This window comes from Burkholderia sp. Ac-20384, assembly GCF_017104605.1.
Lineage (GTDB): Bacteria > Pseudomonadota > Gammaproteobacteria > Burkholderiales > Burkholderiaceae > Burkholderia > Burkholderia lata.
Window position 1 is genome coordinate 30,463 of the sequence record NZ_JAAGPE010000039.1, and the last position, 19,902, is coordinate 50,364.

The window sequence follows — 19,902 nt, forward strand, 5'->3', positions numbered from 1 at the left end:
CTGCCCCTACCGCGCCCCCGCCGCCACCAGCACCCTCTCGATCGCCCCATACCCGCGCTGCCGCGCATGCTGCAGCGGCGTCTCGCCGTTGGTATCGGCGAGATCGACGTTAGCGTGCCCGTCCACCAGCAGTTGCACGATCCGCACATACCGCTCGCTGCCGTCGCCGAGCATGATCGCCTCCAGCAGTGCGGTCCAGCCGAGCCGGTTCACATGATCGACGTTCACGCCCGCATCGATCAGCGTGCGCACCGTCTCGACATGCCCGCGCTCCGCCGCCGGAATCAGTGCGGTGCCACGATACCGGTTCGTGCTGCGCAGGTCGGCGCCATGCGCGAGCGTCATCCGCAGGATGTCGAGATAGCCGCGCGCACCGGCATACAGGTACGGGCTGTCCTGGATCGCATCCTTCGCGTTGACGTCCGCGCCCGCGTCGATCAGCACGCGCGCCGCATCGACGTGATTGCCGTGCGTCGCGATCAGGAGCGCCGTGCGGCCCTGCCCGTCACGTGAATCGATCTGCGCGCCGCGCTCGAGCAGCGTGCGCACGTCGCCCGCATCGCCGCGATCGGCCGCGCTGCGCAGCCTGCCTTCGAGCGCGCCGCCGTCGGCGGCGGCCACTGCCGACGTGAGCGTGGTCAACGCAAACGAGCCGATGATCGCAATCCGTTTGAACAACATCCCGTTTCCTCCTTGCGTGCCGCGCACGCCGATACGCGGCCGATGCAATACGTCAGGCGAGGCGCCCCCGTGGCGCAGTACGACGCCGCGCCGCGTCCGGCGAAACCGCGATTGCCCGCGGCGTCCGGCCATGTTAAAAGTCGTCGCACGCATTTGGAAATGAAATGTTCGAATCCGCAAAAGTGCAGAAATGAATAGACCCCTGTTCGACCTCGACCTGCTGCGCGCGCTCGTGATGGTCGCCGACTGCGGCAGCTTCACGACGGCATCCGCGCGGTTGCATTCGACGCAGTCGACGGTCAGCCAGAAGGTGCGCCGGCTCGAGGAAATCGCCGGGCACCGGCTGCTCGACCGCGGCACGCGCGACGTGCGGCCGACCGACGCGGGCGTGACGGTGCTCAGCTATGCGCGGCGCATGATCGCGCTGAACGACGAGATGCTGGAAGCGCTGTCGGGCGCCACGGTCGCACTGACGATCCGGCTCGGCGTGCCCGACGATTTCGCGGCAGGCCGCACGACGCATGCGCTCGCCGCGTTCAAGCGCGCGCATCCGCAGGTGAAGCTCGAAGTGATGTGCGGGCTGAGCCGCGACATCAGCGCCGCGTACGATCGCGGCGAGCTCGACCTCGTGCTGATCAAACAGCGGCGCGACAGCCGCGAGGCCGTCGTGCGCTGGCCCGAGAAGCTGCGCTGGATCGACAGCGCGAAGCATCCGACGATCGATCTCGACCCGGTGCCGATCGTCGTGTTCCCGCCGCGCGGGCTCTATCGCGACGACATGATCAAGGCGATCGAGGAGCGTGGCCGCCGCTGGCGGATCAGCTTCACGACGTCGAGCCTGAGCGGCATCCAGGCCGCCGTCGCGGACGGGCTCGGCATCAGCGTGCTGCCCGCGCGCGTGGTGACGGACGAGCACGTCGTGCTGACCGCGAAACAGGGTTTCGCGCCGATCGAGCACATGGACATCGCGATCCTGCATCGGCCGACGGCCGACCCGATGGTCAGCGAACTGACGAAGGCGCTCGCGACGATGCTGGAGTTGGAGGAGTAGCAAGAAGGCTGGGAGCGGCGGCAATGTGAAGGACACCGCGGAAGCGGTGCCGCCGGCACGGCCGATGCAACGGGATCGCGGGCGCATCGACACGCACGCGCACCCGGCCCCGTCAGAACATCGTGTTCCCGTTCGCGGCCTGTTCTGGCACGGGTTGATTGACATCCCAGTGCTCGACGATCTTGCCGTTCTCGAGCCGGAAGATGTCCATGATCGCGCTGCCGCGCGTGCCGGGTTCACGCACCGCGTGTACGTGCAGGATCACGTAGTCGCCGTCGACGAACGAGCGCTTGATCTCGCTGTGCGACTGCGGATACTTGTCGCGCAGGAACGCGACGAACTTGCGGAAACCGTCGCGACCGTCGGCCGCATTCGGGTTGTGCTGCACGTAGCGATCGCCGACGTATGCGAGCGCGGCGTCCGCGTCCTTCTCGTTCAGGCCTTTTTCATAGAACGCGAGCACCGTTCGCCGGTTGGCTTCCTGCTGCGCGTCGGTCGGGCCGGCCGCCACCGCGTGCGCGGCCGTCACGGCGAACAGGGCCGCCGCCATCCATCGTGCGGCCCGTGCCGCTGTCGTGCGTCGCATCGTCGTCTCCCGGGGAAATCCGGCTGAAAACCGGATCATACCGGGGCGACGCCGCGCGCACGCTTCGCTCACACCAGCGCGCCGTTGCGCGCAACGATCTTCCCCGACGACACGACGAGCCGCCGCACCGGCCGCGCGACAACGGCCTCGGCAAACGTCAGCGCGTCGACCAGCACGACATCCGCGCGGCTGCCCGGCTGGAGCCCGTAACCGTCGAAGCCGCAACCGCGCGCCGCGCCGTGCGTCACGCAGTCGAGCGCGACTTCGAGCGCATCGTCGCGACGGAAATCATTGCGCATGCCGATCAGCATCGCGCGTTCGAGCATGTCGGGCGACCCGTAAGGCGTCCACGTATCGCGCACGCCGTCGTTGCCGCCGATGACCGTCACGCCCGCCGCGCGGCACGCGGCCACCGGCGGCACCGGCACCGCCGCCGGCGCGGTCGTGACGAGCCCGACGCCGAGTTCGGCCATCCGCGCGAGCAACGCATCGCGCTCGCGTTCGGCGATATCGCCGAGACAGAACCCGTGGCTGATCGTCACCTTGCCCTGCATGCCGTGCGCAGCCGTGCGCTGCAGGATCAGGTCGAGCGAGTACGCGCCCATCGATCCGCGCTCGTGCAGATGAAGGTCGAGCCCGCGGCCGTGGCGCTCGGCGATCGCGAACAGCACGTCCACCGCCTCGACCGGATCGCCTTCGATCGCGCACGGGTCGAGCCCGCCGAGCAGATCGGCGCCTGCCGCCAGTGCTTCGGACAGCAGCGCATCGGTGCCCGGACGCTTGAGCACGCCCGATTGCGGAAACGCGACGATCTGGATCTCGACCTGCCCGCGCAGCGTCTCGCGCGTCGCGAGCACGCCGTGCAGATGCCGCAACCCGGCTTCGGTGTCGATGTCGACGTGCGTGCGGATGCGCGTCGTGCCGGCCGCGAGGAACGCGCGCGACAGTGCGAGCGACGCGACACCGGCGTCATGCCCGCTCGTCGCGCGATAGTGGCGCTCGTTCTCGATCCGGTCGACGAGGCGCGGCCCGACCTGGTTGCGATACCACGGCATGCCCCAGTGCGTCTTGTCGAGATGCGTGTGGCCTTCGACGAGGCCGGGCAGCGCAAGCGCGCCCGCGCCGTCCTCGATCGCGCAGCCGGCGGGCGCGTCGAGCGACGGGCCGATACGCGCGATGCGATCGCCTTCGATCAGGATGTCGAGCGCAGCGTCGGCGCTCGGGCGGACGTTGCGGATCAGCAGGTTCGTCATGTCGGTTCCGATGTGGTCGGTCAGTACGGTCAGTGCAGTCAATGCGAAGGCGGCACGGCGCGTGCCGCTCCGCCGGTCAGGTTGGTCAGCGCGTAAAGCGCAGCGCGGGGGCGAACGGCGCGCCCGTGTCGCTTTCGCCGCGACGGAACACCCAGCGTTCGGCCGGCACGCCCGCGACGGCCGCTGCCGCATTCGGCGCACGCACCGCGACGAACGTCGCATCGCAGCCGACTGCAATTCCATAGTTATCCTTGCCGATCACGCGCGCGCCGGCGTGCGTCGCCATGTCCAGCGCGATACCGAGCGCTTCGTCGGTATAGAAGCCCGACCGGTAGCCGACCATCATCGCGCGCTGCAGCATGTCGCCGTTGCCGTACGGCCACCATGCGTCGCGGATGTTGTCGTTGCCCGCGAACACGTGCACGCCCGCGTCGCGCAGCGCTTGCACCGGCGGAAACGCGCAGTCGCCCGGCGCATTCGTCAGGATCGACACGCCGGCTTCGGCCAGTGCCGCCGCGGTGCGCTGCACGTCGTCCTCGCTCACCTGGCCGAGCGCGTACGCATGGCTCACGTTCACGCGGCCACCGAGCCCCGCCGCGCGCGTGCGCGCCGCGATCCGCAGCAACTGCGCGATGCCCGTTTCGCCCGGCTCGTGCAGGTGGATGTCGATCTTCGCGCCGCGCTTCTCGGCGATGCCGAACACGATGTCGAGCTGGCCATCCGCGTCGCCGTCGAGCGTCGTCGGGTCGATCCCGCCGACCACGTCCGCACCTTCGCGCACAGCTGCGTCGAGAATCTCGGCGGTGCCGGGGCACGACACGACGCCCGCCTGCGGGAACGCGACGAGTTCGATATCGACGATCCCGCGCCATTGCTCGCGTGCAGCCATCACGGCCTGCAGGTTCGACAGGCCGGTGGTCGCATCGACGTCGACGTGGCTGCGCATCGCGACCGTGCCGAATGCGGCGGCCTGCGCGATCAGCGCATTCGCACGTTCGACGATCGGCGGCGCGGCCGCGAGCTGGCGCTTTTCGACCGCGAGCCGCTCGCGCAGCGAGCCGACCGATTCGTGCGGCACCCAGCGATCGCCGACGAAACTCTTGTCGAGGTGGATGTGGCCGTCGACGAAGCCGGGCAGCACGACGCGGCCGTCGAGGTCGATCGTTTTCGCGCCGGGCGCGGCGGCGCATTCGGCGCCGATCGCGGTAAAGCAGCCGTCACGGACGACGAGGTTGATGGGCTGGCCGCCGGCGTCGACGGCGTTGATGAAGAGGCGTTCGGTCATGGCTCGGAATGTGGGGCGGTCGCTGCATGTCACCAGTGCGGACAGGGGAAGGAACCGCAGCCGGCACGGCGCGACCGTTGGCAGGGAATCCGGCCACGATATCGGACGCCATCACCCGAGGCCAATTAAATGTCGCGATGCCGCGCATTCGATTTCGCGATGCAGAGCGCGCGCGGCCGCCGGGCGTGGCTCGGCGATGGGGCGGGATCGCGGGGAAAGCGACGGAAAAGCCGATGGCCGTGCAGCGTCGGCATCAGCGGAATGCGGGCGCCAGGAAGCCGCGTCGCGCCCTTGCCGGGCGTCGCTTCCGCACCCCGCCGGGGCGGCGATTTACGCGGCAACAGACTTTACACGTTGTTACCCGGCCGCACCGGACGCGCCACCGGCCATTCCTTATACTCACGCCGAGTTCGCCACCCGTCCCGGGATTCGTCGGCGAACCCGTTGCCGATGCAGGAAACATCATGATGCGCATGCCTTCCACGAAGACCGTTCTGTTCGCCTCGCTCGTCGCCGTCGCGGCGCTTCCGCTGACCGCCTGCGTCGCGCCGGGTTACTACGGCGCGCAGCCGGGGTATCCGCAGCAGCAGCAATACGCGACGCCCGGCTACGCGCAGCCCGCGTATTCGCAACCGGGCTACGTGCAGCAGCAACAGCCGTATCCGAACCAGGCGCCGCAACCGTACGATCAGTACGGCAACCAGCAGCAATACGGGTCGCAGCCGTATGACCAGTACGGTAATCAGCAGCAGCAATACGCCACCCCGTATGGCACCCAGTACGGCACGGTCTCGAACATCCAGCCGGTCAACGGCTCGGTCGGCCCGTCGGGCGTCGCCGGTACCGTCGTCGGTGCGCTGGTCGGCGGCCTGGTGGGCAACCAGTTCGGCCGCGGCCACGGCCGCGATGCGGCGACCGTGATCGGTGCGCTCGGCGGTGCGGTGGCCGGCAACCAGATCGGCCAGCAGATGGGCGCCGCGCAAGGCCCGAGCAGCTACCGGATCGACGTGCAGGTCAGCGACGGCTCGATGCGCTCGTTCGACGTGCAGTCGCCGGGCAACCTGCGGCCGGGCGATCGCGTGCAGATCAACGGCAATCAGCTCGCGCGATATTGATCCGGATGCGGTGCGCCTGACCTGATCGGGCGCATCGTCGTGCGTTTGCCGTCGGGCGCCGCAGCGGCGCGACGGCACGCCTGTTTCACCTCACCCTCATGCTGCGTGCCGGGGCAGCGCGCATGACGCGCCGCCGACACTGCCGCGGCGCCACGCCTTCGCCTCGAGCGCGCTCCGTCGCACGACCGCTCTCCCGCACCACCATCAGCGACCCGGCGCCCAGCCGTCACACACGCTCGACGCCGAACCCGACACGCGTCGACCGCGCAGCCGCCTGCAGGTGCCGCGAACGCCGGTAGACGATCGCCATCAGCGCCATCACCGCCGCGCCGGCATACAGCGACCCGCGCGTCGTCGGGTCGACACCGAGCATCACGAACACGAACGCGACGAACACGAGGCAGATCCACGACGTGACCGACGCGTACGGCATGCGGAACGCCACCGTCTCGCCGCGCGCGGCCAGCGCGCGCCGGAACCGCATGTGGGTCAGCACGATCATCGCCCAGATCACGGCCACGTCGAACGACAGGAACGACATCAGCCAGCCGAACACGCGTGCAGGGATCACGTAGTTCAGCACCACGCCGACCGACATGAACAGCACGGTCGCCCGCACCGCGCGCGACGGCGACCCGCTTGCGCTCAGCGCCGCGAACGACGCGGGCGCGAGGCCGTTGCCGGCCATGCTCGACAGCATGCGCGCGCCGCTGAACACGATGCAGTTGAAGCTCGACAGTGCAGCCGTCACGACCACGAAGTTGACGATGCCGGCCGCCTGCCGCAGCCCGAGCGATTCGAACGTCGTCACGAACGGGCTGCCGTGCTCGCCGAGCTCGTGCCACGGGTACAGCGCCATGATGATGAACAGCGCGCCGACGTAGAAGATCAGGATGCGCCACAGCACCGAGTTGATCGCGCGCGGAATCATCTTCTGCGGCTCGCGCGCCTCGCCGGCCGTGAGGCCGATCATCTCGACGCCCGCGAACGAATACGCGACGATCGGCAGCGCGCTCACGACCCCGAGCACGCCGTGCGGAAACACGCCGCCGTGGCGCCACAGGTTCGACAGCCCGACGGGCACGCCGCCATGGCCGATCCCCGTGAACACGATCAGCGCACCGCCCGCGATCATCAGCACGATCGTCACGACCTTCACGATCGCGAACCAGAACTCCAGCTCGCCGTACACCTTCACGTTGAGCAGGTTGAACGCCGAGATCGCTGCGATCGCCGACACGACCCACAGCCACTGCGGCACATCCGGAAACCAGAAGCCCATGTAGATGCCGATGGCGGTCGTCTCCGCGACGCCGACGCCGACCATCAGCAACCAGTAGCTCCAGCCCACCACGTAGCCGGCGAACGGCCCGACGTATTCGAACGCATACGCACCGAACGAGCCGGACACCGGCCGGTGCACGGCCATCTCGCCGAGCGCACGCATGATCAGGAAAATCATCGCGCCGCCGATCAGGTAGGCGACGAGCGCGCCGGGCCCGGCCGCCTTGATCGCGGACGCCGAGCCGAGGAACAGGCCGACGCCGATGGCCATGCCGAGGGCCATGAACGAAATCTGGCGCGCGCCGAGCTCGCGCCGCATCGTGTGCTGTTGCATCTTGTCTCCAGTCATTGATCGTCGCGGCGAGCCGGATCGGCCGGCCGCTGGATGGAGCGGCCGGCGTCGTGTGCCGGCCGCCCTGCTGCAGCGCACGGTCGCCGGTTCAGCGGCCGTGCAGAAAGCGTTCGACGCGGAACGGCGTCGGGTCGACGAACGGTTGCGTGCCGGTCATCAGGTCGGCAACCAGCCGGCCGGTCACGGGGCCGAGCGTGAAACCGTGATGCGCATGCCCGAACGCGAACCACAGATCGCGGTGGCGCGGCGCGGCGCCAATGACGGGCAGCATGTCGGGCGTGCACGGCCGGCGGCCGAGCCACGGCGTGCCGTCGACGCGCGCGCCGAGCGGAAACAGCTCGCGCGCGACCGGTTCGACGGCGGCGAGCTGGGTGGGCGTCGGCGGCGTATCGCAATAGCCGAGCTCGACGCCGGTCGTCAGTCGGATGCCGCGCGTCATCGGCGTGATCAGGAAGCCGCTGTCGGCATCGAGCACGGGCCCGTTCAGCCGCGCGCCCGGCTGCGCCGCGTAATGCATGTGATAGCCGCGCTTGACCGCGAGCGGCAGCGCATAACCGAGCCGCTCGCACAGCAGGTCCGACCAGGGACCGAGTGCGACGACCGCAGCGCGCGCGTCGACCGGGCCTTGCGCGGTGTCGACGCGCCAGCCGTTCGCGGCCGACAGCGTCAGCGCGTCACCGGTCAGGATGCGGCCGCCGAGCTGCTCGAAGTGGCGCGCATACGCGGTCACGAGCGCATTCGGATCGCTGATCGAATCGGAGTCCGGATAGCGCAGCGCACCGACCAGCGCGCGGCTCAGGTTCGGCTCCGCGTCGCGCAGCGCGGCCGCATCGAGCGCGTCGAAGGTCACGCCGTATTCGGCGTGCCAGCGCTCGGCGTCGCGCGTTTCGGCATCGCGTGTCGCGGCCGTGCGGAACACCTTCAGCCAGCCGCCTTCACGCAGCAGTGCGCCCGCGCCGGACGCTTCGATCAGCGCGCGATGCTCGGTCACGCAGTGTTCGATCAGCGGCGCATACGCACGCGCGATCTCGGCGTGGCGCGCCGGATGCGAGTTGCGCCAGTAGCGGTACAGGAACGGAATCAGTTTCGGCAACGCACCGACGTGATAGCGGACATCGGGCGAGCGGTTGCACGCGTATTTCAGCAGCGTGCCGAAGCCGCGCGGAAACGCATACGGATACACGCCTTCGCGCTGGATCAACCCGGCATTGCCGAGCGACGTCTCGTTGCCGGGCGCCTTGCGGTCGACGAGCGCAACCGACAGGCCGCGCTGTTGCAGGTGCACGGCAACGGACACGCCGATCATGCCGCCGCCCAGGACGAGCGTGTCGAATGTCATCGGAAGTTCCTCGGGGCGGGCGGCGCCGGCGTCAGGCGAGCGCGGTCACGGCGATCTCGACGTCGAGACCGGGCTTCATCAGCAACGCCTGCACGCACGCGCGGGTCGGCGCGTGGCCGGCCGGCACCCAGGCGTCCCACACCGCATTGAACGCGTCGAAGTGCGCGGCATCGCTGAGCCACACGTTGGCCGTCAGCACGCGTGTCTTGTCGACGCCGGCCGATGCGAGCAGCGCGTCGATGCGCGTGAGGATTTCGGTCGCCTGCACGGCGATCGGCGCGCCGGCCGTATCGGGCACCTGGCCGGCCAGGTGGACGAAGCCGTTCGCGATCACGACCTGGCTCATGCGCGTGCCGGTCTGCAGACGTTTGATTTCACTGGACATGATGGTTTGCACCTTCGCAGGCCCGGCCGCGACCGGCCGGGAAAATAAATGGCTGGAAAAACCGCTCCGTGTACGGAATCGTCGGGCAACCGCCGCACGGGCGAGCTGCGCCGATACGCACACGTGTCGTTCACGCCGGCCGCACCGGCCCCGCGAGTTTCGCGCCGTCCGATGCTAGAGTGGCCGTCACGCCCACCGTCGGCGATTTCGACGTAAATTATCATATACGAGAAAATTTATTCTCGTATACGACAAAACCCGTATTCACGTCACGCACGTCGCGCCCCGTATCCGCATGCCCAAATCCACCGTCCCCGTTCCGCCGCCCACCGACGCCGCGCCGCAGCTCGACCACCAGACGGTCGGCGCGCGGCTGCGCGACGCGCGCAAGTCGCGCGGCCTGACGCTCGCGCAACTGTCGGAGCGCTCCGGTATTGCGGTGTCGACGATTTCGAAGGCCGAGCGCGGCGACATCGCGCTCACCTACGACAAGTTCGCGGCGCTCACGCATGCGCTCGCGCTCGACTTCGACACGATGTTCGGCCGCCCCGCACCCGCCGGCGCGATGACGCCGTCGTTCACGCCGGCCGGCCAGCAGATGGTCTACGACACGCCGAACTATGCGTACGGGATGCTTGCGAACGACCTGACCGGCAAGCGGATGGTGCCCGTGCGCGGGCGGATCCATGCGCGCAAGCTGTCGGACTTCGCCGACTACATCCGGCACAGCGGCGAGGAGTTCGTGTTCGTGCTGAGCGGCGAGCTGGAGCTGCGCTTCGAGAACGGCCATGCGTACCGGCTCGGCGCCGGCGACAGCCTGTATTTCGACAGCGCGGTCGGGCACGTGTACCTGAGCCTCGGCGACACCGATGCCGAGGTGCTCGCGTGCTGCGTCGACGGCGATGCCAAGCGGCCGCGCGACGTGATCTGACTATCTGATTTCGGGCACGCGGCAGCGTCGAACATCGCCACGCGACAACCGGATTCCTATTACGATAAGGACGATGCATCCCGCGGCCGCAGCGGCCCGCGCCGGCATGCACGACCTTCAACCGGAACGCCCCCGATGACGATCACCACCCGCCTGCTCGATGCGGCCGACGCCGCCCGTTTCCAGACCGTTCGCCTGCGTGCGGTCGACACCGCCCCCACCTCTTTCCTGCCGACGCTCGACGAAGAATCACAGGTGCCGGTCGACGAATTTGCGACGCGCATCACGCCGACCCACGAACGTGCCGTGTTCGGTGCGTTCGACGGCGATACGCTCGTCGGCATCACCGGCGTGCGCCGCGATGCACGCGTGAAGATCGCGCACAAGGCAACGATCTGGGGCGTGTTCGTCGATCCCGCGTATCGCGGGCAAGGCATCGCGCAAACGCTGCTCGAACGCGCGACCGAGCATGCGGCGCAGGAATGGGAATGCAAGCAGTTGATGCTGTGCGTGAACGAGGTCAACGCCAACGCGGAGCGGCTGTATGCGTCGCAGGGGTTCGTCCGGTTCGGTACGGAACCGCGCTCGATGTGCGTCGATGGCCGCTTCTACGACGAGCACCACATGGTCAAGACGCTCGCGTAACGCGACACGGCGGCGAACGGGCATCGCGAGACGCAGCCAGATGCGTCCCCGTGCCCGCTTCGTCCGCACCGGATCCGGCGCGAAAGATGTGAGCGCCCACTAACTTTCCATGCAGTAAATCCGGCCGGGCCGACCCTCGACGGTTTATGCGCAAAAACTTTTAGAAGAAATATCTGCGCGTCGGCCTCGCCCACGCTGCCGCGCCCAACGCAACCCGCCTCCGTAATTCCGCCCCTGTTCATCCCCCCAGCGCCCGCGCTATCGTCTCCGTACCTTCACAGCCCAGGAGCTGCCTTTGCCTTCCCGTCACGGAGTCGACCTCATCCGCGCCCGCGCGTTGTTCGATCGCGAGCGCCGCGCATTCACCGAAGCCATGCCGGTCTCCCGCGCGCTGTCCGCGGAAGCATCCGAGCATCTGCTGTTCGGTGTGCCGTTGCACTGGATGCAGGACTGGTCGACGCCGTTCTCGCTGTATGTGAAGGAGGCGCGCGGCGCGACATTCACCGACGTCGACGGCCATCGCTATGTGGATTTCTGCCTCGGCGATACCGGCGCGATGTTCGGGCATGCGCCCGAACCCGTCGCACGCGCACTCGTCGAGCAAGCCACGCGCGGCTACACGACGATGCTGCCGAGCGAGGACGCCGCGTGGGTCGCGCGCGAACTCGCACGGCGCTTCAAGCTGCCGGTCTGGCAGTTCGCGCTGAGCGCGAGCGATGCGAACCGCTTCGTGCTGCGCTGGGCGCGCGCGGCCACCGGCCGCAAGACGATCGTGGTGTTCAACGGCTGCTATCACGGCACGGTCGACGACGTGTTCGTCGATCTCGTCGATGGCCGCCCCGTGCAGCGCGACAGCCTGCTCGGGCAGTCGTACGACCTGCTCGCGAACACGCGCGTCGTCGAATTCAACGACCTGGCCGCACTCGAAGCGGCGCTGAAAGGCGGTGACGTCGCCTGCGTGCTCGCCGAGCCCGCGATGACGAACATCGGGATGGTGCTGCCCGATCCGGGCTTCTGGGAGGCGGCCCGCGAACTGACGCGCCGCTACGGCACGCTGCTCGTGATCGACGAAACCCACACGATCAGCAGCGGCCCGGGCGGCTATGCGGTCGCGCACGATCTCGAGCCGGACATGCTGGTGGTCGGCAAGCCGATCGCGGGCGGCGTGCCGTGCGCGGTGTACGGGTTCAGCACGGAATTTGCCGAACGCGCGAAGCAGGCCAAGCTGAACGCACCCCCCGGCCATTCGGGGATCGGCACGACGCTCACCGCGAACATGCTCGCGATGCATGCGATGCGCGCGACGCTGGCCGAGGTTGCGACCGACGCAGCGTATGCGCACATGTTCGAACTCGCCGCACGGCTGGCAGCGGGCCTCGAACAGGCGATCGCGAAGCACGGGCTGCCGTGGTGTGTGACACGCATCGGCGCGCGTACCGAGTTTCAATTCGCACCCGTGCCGCCGCGCAACGGGACACTCGCCGGCGCGCAACTCGACAGCGAACTCGAACACATCGTGCACCTGTACCTGCTGAATCGCGGCGTGCTGATCACGCCGTTCCACAACATGATGCTGGTGTGTCCGCAGACGACGGCCGACGACGTCGACCGGCTCGTGACGCAGTTCGACGCGTGTCTGGGCGAGCTGGTCTGAGCGCATCTCGCGCGGATACGGGCCACGTGGCGCGACCGTCGATCGCGCCGTGCATCTTCCGCCGCCCGCCCCGCGTGGCGGCGGCGCCTACTCCTCGCCCACCTTGTCGTCGCCGGCCGACGCGCGCGGTTCGAACAACAGCACGAGATCGCCCCGGTAACTCCCGTTGACGCCGGCGCTGCTGCGAGGCGGTGCATCGGCGCTGATCTTCAGGTCGTGGACTTCATCGAATCCACCACTGCCCGCGCCGGCGCCCTGTTTGACCTGCGCAATCGTCTGGGCTGCCCCGGGCGCGATCGTCGACGTCCCTGCGGCGCTCGTGAGCGTGACCGTCGCATGCGTCATTTCGAGCGGGCCGTTCGACAGCGTCAGCGGATGGGCGACCTCGACGATGAAATCGGGGTTCGTCGACCAGACGCGGATCGGCACGGTCTTGCGGAAGGATTGCTGCGTGCGATCGGTGGCCTCCAGCTCGACCACACCATACCCGGCCGGACCGTCGGGCCGCGACACGTAGAGGCTGTCACCGATGTGGGCGGTCAACCTGATCGTCTTCACGACTGCCTGATTCGACACCGTGCCCGCTTGAGCGACGCCCGCCAGCGCGCCGCTCACGCCAAGCGCCACGATCCATTTGCCGATGTTCATTTTTCACCCCGAACGTGAACGATTTCAATGCATGCGCATTTTGATAATCATTCGAGGCGGGCTAATTTCGCTGGACCATGCCGGATTTAAGATCAATTCACTTATTCATGATTTCATGAAATTCAGACGACCAAAAAAGTCGAAAGAATTCATACAAAATCATTTCAAAAAAATTAAATCAATCCAACATTCGGCGCCGCATCTCTTTGGCAGTCAAGCAAAAGCCCGGACCCCGATGAACACCGACATTAACCCAGCTATATCAAAATCAATAATTCGTATAAACCTGCACTCCCGCTCACAAAACAAATTCACGCGTAATTACCAGGTGGCACGCGTAAATTGTTTGATCGATCAATTCACGACATTCGGCTTTATCGAGGTAATTCGTCAAATGCCGACAATCACGCCGCCCTCAACGCCAGCCGCGCCACTTCCGCGAAATACCGCGCCCCCACCGGCAGGATCTCGTCGTTGAAATCGTAGCCCGCGTTATGCAGCGGCACGCCGCCGCGCCCGGCCGCCTCGCCGTTGCCGATGAACACGAAATTGCCGGGCACCGCCTGCAGGAACGCGCCGAAATCCTCCGAGATCATCATCGGCTGCACGTCGGCGTTCACCGCGTCCCCGCCCGCGACCTGCGCCGCCGCCTGCACGGCCGTATCGACCCACTCCGGCGAATTCACCGTCGGCGCAAACTCGTGCGTGTACTCGAACGCGCAGGTCGCGCCGTGCGTGCGGCAGATCCCTTCGCTGATCTCGCGCATCCGCGTGGCCAGCAGCGCCTGCACGTCGCGCGAATAGCTGCGCGTGTCGCCCTTGATCGTCACCGTCGACGGCAACACGTTGCGCAGCCCGTCGGTGATGAACTCCGTGCACGAGATCACGGCCTGCTGGCCCGGATCGAGATTGCGCGACACGATCGTCTGCAGCGCGAGCACGACCTGCGCGCCGATCACGATCGGATCGATGCCCATGTGCGGGCGCGCCGCATGCGTGCCGCGCCCGTCGATCCGGATCACGAAATTGTCTTCGCTCGCCATGATGCCGCCAGCGCGCGTCGAGAACGTGCCCGCGCGCATGCCCGGCATGTTGTGCGCGCCGAAGATCGCGTCGACCGGAAAGCGCTCGAACAGCCCGTCGGCCATCATCGCCTTCGCGCCGCGGCCATGCTCCTCGGCCGGCTGGAAGATGAAGCGCACGGTGCCGTCGAAATCCTTGCGCTCGGCCAGCAGCTGCGCGGCGCCGAGCACCATCGACATGTGGCCATCGTGCCCGCACGCATGCATCTTGCCGGGCGTGCGCGACGCATGTTCGCGACCCGGCGCGTGCTCGGTGATGTTCAGCGCATCCATGTCGGCACGGATGCCGATCGCGCGCTTGCCGGTGCCAGCCGTCAGGTTCGCGACGAGCCCCGTGCCGCCGATCCCGCGATGCACGTCGAGCCCGAGCGTCGTCAGGATGCGCGCGACGTAGTCCGACGTGTTCACTTCTTCGAAACCCGTCTCCGGATGCTGGTGCAGATGGCGGCGCCAGGTCTTCAGTTGCCCCTGCAGCGTGCTTTCTTCGATTGTGTCCATGGCGTTAGCCTCGTCAGTCGTGGTCAGTCGTGGTCGATCGGGATCGGTCGTGATGTCGTTCAGGCCGCGAGCGCCGCGCGGTCCAGCCAGGCACGCTGCCGCGCGAGCACCGCGTCGGCCGTCTCGCCGACGCAGTTCCGGTACACGGACGGCGCCGTCGCGCCTTCCGTATTGATCGCCAGCACGCGCGATTGCGCATCGAGCCCCACCTGCCGCGCGAGCACCGGGTCGCGCATCAGCACTTCCAGCCCCGCGACACCGGCCGCACCCGATTCGCCGGCCACGAGCGGTACGTCGCGTTCGCTGCCGGCCGCGAGGCCGCGCATCGCCTGCACCGCGTCCTCGTCGTCGATCAGCATGAAGTAGTCGATGCACATCTCGAGGAAATCCCACGCCAGCGGCGACGCCTCGCCGCACGCGAGCCCGGCCATCACGGAATCGACGCTGCCGGTCGCCTTGGACGCCCGCCCTGCCAGCGCGCTCTGGTACAGGCAATCGGCCTGACGCGGCTCGACGACGATGAAATGCGGCCGCTGCACGCCGTCGCGCTCCCACAGGTAACTCGCGACGCCCGCGGCGAGGCCGCCCACGCCGCCCTGCAACAGCACATGCGTGAACGGCCGACCGTCGTCCTGCGCTGCCTGCACGGCGGCTTCGGCGGCGATCACGCCATAGCCCTGCATCACGTCGCGCGGAATCGCTTCGTAGCCGTCGTACGACGTATCCGACACGACATACCAGCCGTTCGCCTGCGCAAGCTGCGCCGCGCAGACGACCGACTCGTCGTAGTTCCCTTCGATGCGCACGATCCGCGCGCCGTATGCCGAGATCGCACGTTCGCGCTCGGGCTCGACGTTCGCGTGCAGCACGATCACGCACCCGCAGCCAATCGCACGCGCGGCGGCGGCGAGCGCCCGGCCGTGATTGCCGTCGGTCGCGCTGATCACCGTCAGGTCGGCCAGCTCCGCCGCGTAGCGGCCGGTGACGAGTCCTTGCGGATCGAGATCCTGCGTGCGCCGCAGGCGCTTCACGAGCCGCACCAGCGCAATCGGCGCGCCAAGCGCCTTGAAGCTGCCGAGCGGCGAACGGCACGACTCGTCCTTCACGCTGACGCTCGCAACGCCGAGCCGCGCGGCGAGATCGGGCAGCGCGCGCAGCGGCGTGCGTGCGTTGCCGACGAGCGGCCAGTGCGACAACCACGCGCCGCTTTCGTCGGCCGACGCGATGTTCATCACGCGGCGCAGCGCGTGGGGATAGGCGGCGCGCGAGGCGCGGGGGTTGGCGATCAGCATGGCGGGCAGCACTCCGTGAGTCGGTTCGGGTCGGGCGCGCACGGGTTGCACGCGCCGCCGGTTCGAAAAATAATATTGCGCACGTCGGTCAATAAAATCGCCAATTCGGCGGCCGCCACGCAAAAATTTCTCATTCTTTCGAGGCCTCACGCGCCATCATGACCACCTCACTCGATGCGTTCGATCGCAAGCTGCTGATGGAAATCCAGCGCGACGCGCAAACGCCGCAAAGCGAACTCGGCGCGCGCGTCAACCTGTCGACCGCGGCCGTGAACCGGCGCCTGAAGCGTCTCGCGGACGACGGCGTGATCGAGCGCTACACCGCCATCGTCGCGCCGGACAAGGTCGATCATCCGCTGACGATCGTCGTCAACGTCGAGGTCGAAAGCGAGCAGATCGACCAGCTCGACGCGATGAAGCGGACCTTCGAGCGCTGCCCGCAGATCCAGCAGTGCTATTACGTGACGGGAGAGTGGGATTTCGTGCTGATCCTGGCCGTACGCAACATGGATCAGTACAACGCGCTCACGAGAGAGCTGTTCTTCGCGAACAACAACGTGAAGCGGTTCAAGACGCTGGTGAGCATGAGCCGCGTGAAGGTCGGGCTCGAGGTGCCGGTCGAACCGGGCGAGTGAGTGAGCGTTTGCACACTTGAGGCGGCCGGCACGCGATAGCGCACCCGCCGCCTCCCATCGACGGCTACGTCAGCGACAACTGAAGCTCGCCGCCGAATTCACGTCGCCCGACCCGTTGTAACGCGCCACCTGCGGATACGGGCACAACGGCCGCGTGCGTCCCGCGCCCCACGACGCTGGCACGTCCGCATTCGGCACCGCGTTCGTCGCATCGCGCGCGGTGGCCACCACCGCACCGGGCGCCTGCCCCTGCTCGACCCACGCAACGAGCGGCGTCAGCAGGTCGAACTGGTCGGCCGCCGGCCCGCCCGAGCAGTGGTTCATCCCCGGCACCGGATAGAAGCGTGCGAAATCCGACGCATCGCCGCCGTTCGCCTGCGCGACCCGCGCGTACCAGTCGCGCGTGTCATCGAACGAGAACACCGGGTCGCCGGTGCCGTGATAGACCAGCAGCTTCGCACCGCGCGCCTTCAGCGCGGACAGGTTGGTCTCGTCGGGCGGCGTCATGAACGACCACGCCGATTGCGTGTACACGCCGTTGGTCGCGAAGATCGCGGGCGCGTCGTTGTCCATGTCGAAACCGAGCGCGAAACCGGGCAGGTTCGCGAGCGTCGCAGCGGTTTTCGGTGGCGTCATGAACGTGAACGCCATCGCGGCCGGGTCGAGCGTGATCGAATTCGACTGCTTCCACGCGGCCCAGCCGCTGCCGGCGATGCCCGGATCGTACGGAAAGCCCGCGTAGAGCGCCGTGCCCGCGCTGTTGCGTGCGCCCGTGAACACGTTCTCGAGCGCGGTCTTTTGCGCGGTCGTCAGGCACGCGCCCGTGCGCGTGCCGTTCGCGCAGGTCGGGAGGTCCGCATCGACGCTGAAGTGCGCCTGGCATGCGGCGACGTCCTGCACCATCCCGTCGGCCGCGCCATCGAGCGCATCGCATTTCTCGAGGATCTTCGCGCCGACGAACTGCCGCTCAGCATCGGTGAAGCCGCTGCGGATATCCGGCAGCCCGTTCGACCCGGTCGCCGATGCGATCTTCGCGAACTGCTGCGCGCCATACATCTCGCCGATCGCCGCCTTCGGCAGGTGAAAGCCCGGATCGCCCGCGATGATGCCGTCGTAGTCGGCCGGGTTGCGTACCGCCGTGACCATCGCGTGACGGCCGCCGTTCGAGCAGCCGTCGAAATAGCTGCGGTCGGGCGCCTTGCCGTATGCGAGCCGGATCACCTGCTTCGCCATCGGCGTGAGCGCATCGACCGCGCCATAGCCGTAGTCGATGCGTGCCTGCGGATCGATGCCGAACAGCGGATTCTGCGCGGCGCTGTGCCCGGAATCCGAGCTGATCACCGCGAAGCCCTGGTTCAGCGCGTCGGTCAGCGGCCCGCCGCCGCCGATCTCGCCGGTCGCGGTCACGACGTTGCCGTCGAGCCCGCCGTTCGCCTGGTAGAAGAAGCGGCCGTTCCACGCCTTCGGCAAGCGCATTTCGAAACCGATCGCATAGGTCTTGCCGTCGACCGTGCTCACGCGCTCGTTCATCTTCCCTTCGATCACGCAGTGCTCGGCGATCGGTTTGCCGGCCACCGTGAGTGCGCCGGCGGCCGCGGTCGTCACCGATGTGAACGACGTGTTCGCGTATGCGAGCTTCGCGGCGAGCGCATCGCAGGTCTGCGCCATCGCGGCCGGTGTCGCGGCGCTCAGGTGGGTTGGTGCGGAATTCACCGAGTCGTCGCCGCCGCAACCGGTGAGCATCGCGGCGGTGAGCGGCGCAATGCAGAGGAATGCAGATTGTCTGTTCAAGATAACTCCCGTTCGTCAGGCCGTTGGGTCAGAACATGTGCTTGATGCCGACCATCGCGCCGAGCTGTCCCATCCCTTCGCCGGGCGTCGTGCCCGCGCCACCGCCGCTGACCGCGTAGCGTGCGTGCGCGCTGTTCCACAGATACGAGCTTTGCGCATAGACTGACGTGCGCTTCGTCAGCAGGTACGTCGCGCGCAGCGTCGCCATCGTCGCGCGCGTGTCGTGCGCGGTGTTGACGATCCGGTAGCCTTCGCCGTCGACGACGAAATCCGGCTTGACCGCATACGACGCCCCGACGAAGAACAAGTCCGAATGCGCGCCGGGCGCGGCAGGCGTACCGGTCGACACGCGCCGCCCGATCCAGCCCGCGCCGATCCGCGCACCCGCTGCCTGCGCATAGGCGCTCACGTGCACGCGCGCGTCCTTGCCCGCGCTGCTCGTGAAGGCAACCGGTGCGACGCCGTCGAAGAAGTTCGCGGCCGCGCCGGTGCCGCCGCGCTGTTCCTCGTACGAGGCCGCCGCACCGAAGTACGCGCTGTCGTACTTGAGCATCACCGACCAGTTGCGGCACTGGACGGCGTCACCCGGCACCTGCCCCGCGCACGTGCCCTGCCCCGGCGAGTTGCCGGTGCCCGCGCCGTCGCGGCCGAACGAATACGCGGCGCCGAGCGTCACGCCGCGGTAGGTGCCGATGTAGGTCACCGCGTTGTCGGCGCGGCCGTTCGGCACGTACGCGTCGAGCGAACCGAGCCCGTAGATGTCGGGGCCGATGATGTCCGCGCCCTGTAGCGCGAGGTAGGTCATCGTGTACTGACGACCGAACGCGAGCGTACCGAAGCCGCCCTTCAGCCCGACGAACGCCTGCCGCCCGAACAGCCGCCCGCCCTGGCCGAGATCGCCGCCACGCACGTTGAAGCCGCTTTCCAGCGTGAACACCGCCTGGTAGCCGCCGCCGAGATCCTCCGCGCCACGCAGCCCCCAGCGCGACGGCAGTTCGCCCGTCACGGCCGGCATGCGCACCACGTGGTCGCCCGCCGCGTTCGCGTGCGACACGAATTCGACGCCCGTATCGATGATCCCGTACAGCGTCACGCTCGACTGCGCGTGTGCGGCCGGCGCGGCCAGTGCGCAGCATGCGCCGGCGGCCAGCAGGCCGTTCCTGGTGCTCTTGTTCATGTCGTTGTGTCTCCAGACCTTGAGTAAAACGCGCGCTCTGACGGCACGCATGGAAGAAACGGGAAATATCAGTCGTCGGCCTGCGGGCGGCGGATCAGCAGCAGCGCGGCAACGGCCGCGACCAGCGTGACGGGAATGCTCGCGCCGATCACGACCGGTGCGCTGCGGCCGGCAGCCAGCAGCGTCGCGGCTGCGAGCGGCCCGACGACGGAGCCGAG

The 19,902-nt window shown here is 68.0% G+C and carries 18 protein-coding genes and 1 pseudogene; 6 read left to right on the plus strand and 13 right to left on the minus strand.

All coding sequences use genetic code 11. The annotated features are described in order from the left end of the window. Positions 1–6: 6 nt before the first annotated feature. The gene (locus tag G3O00_RS10680) at positions 7–681 is read right to left on the minus strand and encodes an ankyrin repeat domain-containing protein (RefSeq protein WP_206142929.1); all 675 of its coding nucleotides are present in this window, start codon (positions 679–681) and stop codon (positions 7–9) included. A 190-nt stretch (positions 682–871) separates the two neighbouring features. Between G3O00_RS10680 and G3O00_RS10685 the strand changes: the two genes are divergently transcribed. After that, on the plus strand, positions 872–1,732 hold the full coding sequence (locus G3O00_RS10685; RefSeq protein ID WP_011353685.1) for a LysR family transcriptional regulator: 861 nt from the start codon (positions 872–874) through the stop codon (positions 1,730–1,732). 112 nt (positions 1,733–1,844) lie between these two features. Here the strand turns inward: G3O00_RS10685 and G3O00_RS10690 are convergent, their stop codons facing one another. From G3O00_RS10690 to G3O00_RS10700, 3 genes are all read right to left on the minus strand, one after another. Continuing rightward, the gene (locus G3O00_RS10690) at positions 1,845–2,318 is read right to left on the minus strand and encodes a nuclear transport factor 2 family protein (protein WP_206142930.1); all 474 of its coding nucleotides are present in this window, start codon (positions 2,316–2,318) and stop codon (positions 1,845–1,847) included. 68 nt (positions 2,319–2,386) lie between these two features. Further along, entirely contained in the window at positions 2,387–3,571 is a 1,185-nt protein-coding gene (locus tag G3O00_RS10695; RefSeq protein ID WP_174934698.1) for an amidohydrolase family protein, read from the minus strand. A gap of 85 nt (positions 3,572–3,656) precedes the next feature. After that, a complete protein-coding gene (locus G3O00_RS10700; RefSeq protein ID WP_206142931.1) occupies positions 3,657–4,856 on the minus strand; it encodes an amidohydrolase family protein in 1,200 nt (399 codons plus the stop codon). Between the two features lie 464 nt (positions 4,857–5,320). Between G3O00_RS10700 and G3O00_RS10705 the strand changes: the two genes are divergently transcribed. After that, positions 5,321–5,971, plus strand: coding sequence for a glycine zipper 2TM domain-containing protein (locus G3O00_RS10705; RefSeq protein ID WP_011353681.1), 651 nt, complete (start codon positions 5,321–5,323; stop codon positions 5,969–5,971). 226 nt (positions 5,972–6,197) lie between these two features. On the opposite strand, the gene G3O00_RS10710 is transcribed toward G3O00_RS10705, so the two are convergent. From G3O00_RS10710 to G3O00_RS10720, 3 genes are all read right to left on the minus strand, one after another. Beyond that, positions 6,198–7,589: an amino acid permease gene (locus tag G3O00_RS10710; protein WP_174934690.1), complete on the minus strand. Its 1,392-nt coding sequence runs from the start codon at positions 7,587–7,589 to the stop codon at positions 6,198–6,200. A 106-nt stretch (positions 7,590–7,695) separates the two neighbouring features. Beyond that, entirely contained in the window at positions 7,696–8,946 is a 1,251-nt protein-coding gene (locus G3O00_RS10715; protein WP_206142932.1) for an FAD-binding oxidoreductase, read from the minus strand. Between the two features lie 31 nt (positions 8,947–8,977). Further along, entirely contained in the window at positions 8,978–9,331 is a 354-nt protein-coding gene (locus tag G3O00_RS10720) for a RidA family protein (RefSeq protein WP_011353678.1), read from the minus strand. A gap of 295 nt (positions 9,332–9,626) precedes the next feature. Here G3O00_RS10720 and G3O00_RS10725 point away from each other — a divergent pair, with 295 nt between their 5' ends. From G3O00_RS10725 to G3O00_RS10735, 3 genes are all read left to right on the plus strand, one after another. Continuing rightward, the gene (locus tag G3O00_RS10725; protein ID WP_206142933.1) at positions 9,627–10,262 is read left to right on the plus strand and encodes an XRE family transcriptional regulator; all 636 of its coding nucleotides are present in this window, start codon (positions 9,627–9,629) and stop codon (positions 10,260–10,262) included. 135 nt (positions 10,263–10,397) lie between these two features. Further along, entirely contained in the window at positions 10,398–10,907 is a 510-nt protein-coding gene (locus G3O00_RS10730) for a GNAT family N-acetyltransferase (protein WP_206142934.1), read from the plus strand. Positions 10,908–11,202: 295 nt separating this feature from the next. Then, positions 11,203–12,561 (plus strand): aspartate aminotransferase family protein, encoded by a 1,359-nt coding sequence (locus G3O00_RS10735; RefSeq protein ID WP_206142935.1) that lies wholly within the window; start codon positions 11,203–11,205, stop codon positions 12,559–12,561. 87 nt (positions 12,562–12,648) lie between these two features. Here the strand turns inward: G3O00_RS10735 and G3O00_RS10740 are convergent, their stop codons facing one another. The 3 genes from G3O00_RS10740 to G3O00_RS10750 all read right to left on the minus strand — a co-directional run bounded on the left by G3O00_RS10740 (position 12,649) and on the right by G3O00_RS10750 (position 16,081). After that, positions 12,649–13,209, minus strand: a complete 561-nt coding sequence (locus tag G3O00_RS10740; protein ID WP_206142936.1) for a fimbrial assembly protein — start codon at positions 13,207–13,209, stop codon at positions 12,649–12,651. 404 nt (positions 13,210–13,613) lie between these two features. Next, the gene (locus tag G3O00_RS10745) at positions 13,614–14,789 is read right to left on the minus strand and encodes a M20 aminoacylase family protein (protein ID WP_206142937.1); all 1,176 of its coding nucleotides are present in this window, start codon (positions 14,787–14,789) and stop codon (positions 13,614–13,616) included. Positions 14,790–14,848: 59 nt separating this feature from the next. Next, complete coding sequence (locus G3O00_RS10750; RefSeq protein ID WP_206142938.1) at positions 14,849–16,081, minus strand: diaminopropionate ammonia-lyase; 1,233 nt, start codon at positions 16,079–16,081, stop codon at positions 14,849–14,851. A 158-nt stretch (positions 16,082–16,239) separates the two neighbouring features. On the opposite strand from G3O00_RS10750, the gene G3O00_RS10755 reads away from it, so the two are divergent. Beyond that, entirely contained in the window at positions 16,240–16,716 is a 477-nt protein-coding gene (locus G3O00_RS10755; protein WP_011353671.1) for an Lrp/AsnC family transcriptional regulator, read from the plus strand. A gap of 69 nt (positions 16,717–16,785) precedes the next feature. Here G3O00_RS10755 and G3O00_RS10760 read toward each other — a convergent pair whose 3' ends face one another. The 3 genes and pseudogenes from G3O00_RS10760 to G3O00_RS10770 form a co-directional block, all read right to left on the minus strand. After that, positions 16,786–18,507, minus strand: a complete 1,722-nt coding sequence (locus G3O00_RS10760; protein WP_206142939.1) for a tannase/feruloyl esterase family alpha/beta hydrolase — start codon at positions 18,505–18,507, stop codon at positions 16,786–16,788. A gap of 28 nt (positions 18,508–18,535) precedes the next feature. Further along, the gene (locus G3O00_RS10765; protein WP_206142940.1) at positions 18,536–19,684 is read right to left on the minus strand and encodes a porin; all 1,149 of its coding nucleotides are present in this window, start codon (positions 19,682–19,684) and stop codon (positions 18,536–18,538) included. Between the two features lie 68 nt (positions 19,685–19,752). Beyond that, positions 19,753–19,902 (minus strand): annotated as a pseudogene (locus G3O00_RS10770) (3-(3-hydroxy-phenyl)propionate transporter MhpT); the annotation flags it as partial.

What these genes read in the sequence shown, in the direction of transcription:
- G3O00_RS10680 (WP_206142929.1), bottom strand. Translation starts at nt 681, where the DNA reads ATGTTGTTCAAACGGATTGCGATCATCGGCTCGTTTGCGTTGACCACG.
- G3O00_RS10685 (WP_011353685.1), top strand. Translation starts at nt 872, where the DNA reads ATGAATAGACCCCTGTTCGACCTCGACCTGCTGCGCGCGCTCGTGATG.
- G3O00_RS10690 (WP_206142930.1), bottom strand. Translation starts at nt 2,318, where the DNA reads ATGCGACGCACGACAGCGGCACGGGCCGCACGATGGATGGCGGCGGCC.
- G3O00_RS10695 (WP_174934698.1), bottom strand. Translation starts at nt 3,571, where the DNA reads ATGACGAACCTGCTGATCCGCAACGTCCGCCCGAGCGCCGACGCTGCG.
- G3O00_RS10700 (WP_206142931.1), bottom strand. Translation starts at nt 4,856, where the DNA reads ATGACCGAACGCCTCTTCATCAACGCCGTCGACGCCGGCGGCCAGCCC.
- G3O00_RS10705 (WP_011353681.1), top strand. Translation starts at nt 5,321, where the DNA reads ATGATGCGCATGCCTTCCACGAAGACCGTTCTGTTCGCCTCGCTCGTC.
- G3O00_RS10710 (WP_174934690.1), bottom strand. Translation starts at nt 7,589, where the DNA reads ATGCAACAGCACACGATGCGGCGCGAGCTCGGCGCGCGCCAGATTTCG.
- G3O00_RS10715 (WP_206142932.1), bottom strand. Translation starts at nt 8,946, where the DNA reads ATGACATTCGACACGCTCGTCCTGGGCGGCGGCATGATCGGCGTGTCC.
- G3O00_RS10720 (WP_011353678.1), bottom strand. Translation starts at nt 9,331, where the DNA reads ATGTCCAGTGAAATCAAACGTCTGCAGACCGGCACGCGCATGAGCCAG.
- G3O00_RS10725 (WP_206142933.1), top strand. Translation starts at nt 9,627, where the DNA reads ATGCCCAAATCCACCGTCCCCGTTCCGCCGCCCACCGACGCCGCGCCG.
- G3O00_RS10730 (WP_206142934.1), top strand. Translation starts at nt 10,398, where the DNA reads ATGACGATCACCACCCGCCTGCTCGATGCGGCCGACGCCGCCCGTTTC.
- G3O00_RS10740 (WP_206142936.1), bottom strand. Translation starts at nt 13,209, where the DNA reads ATGAACATCGGCAAATGGATCGTGGCGCTTGGCGTGAGCGGCGCGCTG.
- G3O00_RS10745 (WP_206142937.1), bottom strand. Translation starts at nt 14,789, where the DNA reads ATGGACACAATCGAAGAAAGCACGCTGCAGGGGCAACTGAAGACCTGG.
- G3O00_RS10750 (WP_206142938.1), bottom strand. Translation starts at nt 16,081, where the DNA reads ATGCTGATCGCCAACCCCCGCGCCTCGCGCGCCGCCTATCCCCACGCG.
- G3O00_RS10755 (WP_011353671.1), top strand. Translation starts at nt 16,240, where the DNA reads ATGACCACCTCACTCGATGCGTTCGATCGCAAGCTGCTGATGGAAATC.
- G3O00_RS10765 (WP_206142940.1), bottom strand. Translation starts at nt 19,684, where the DNA reads ATGAACAAGAGCACCAGGAACGGCCTGCTGGCCGCCGGCGCATGCTGC.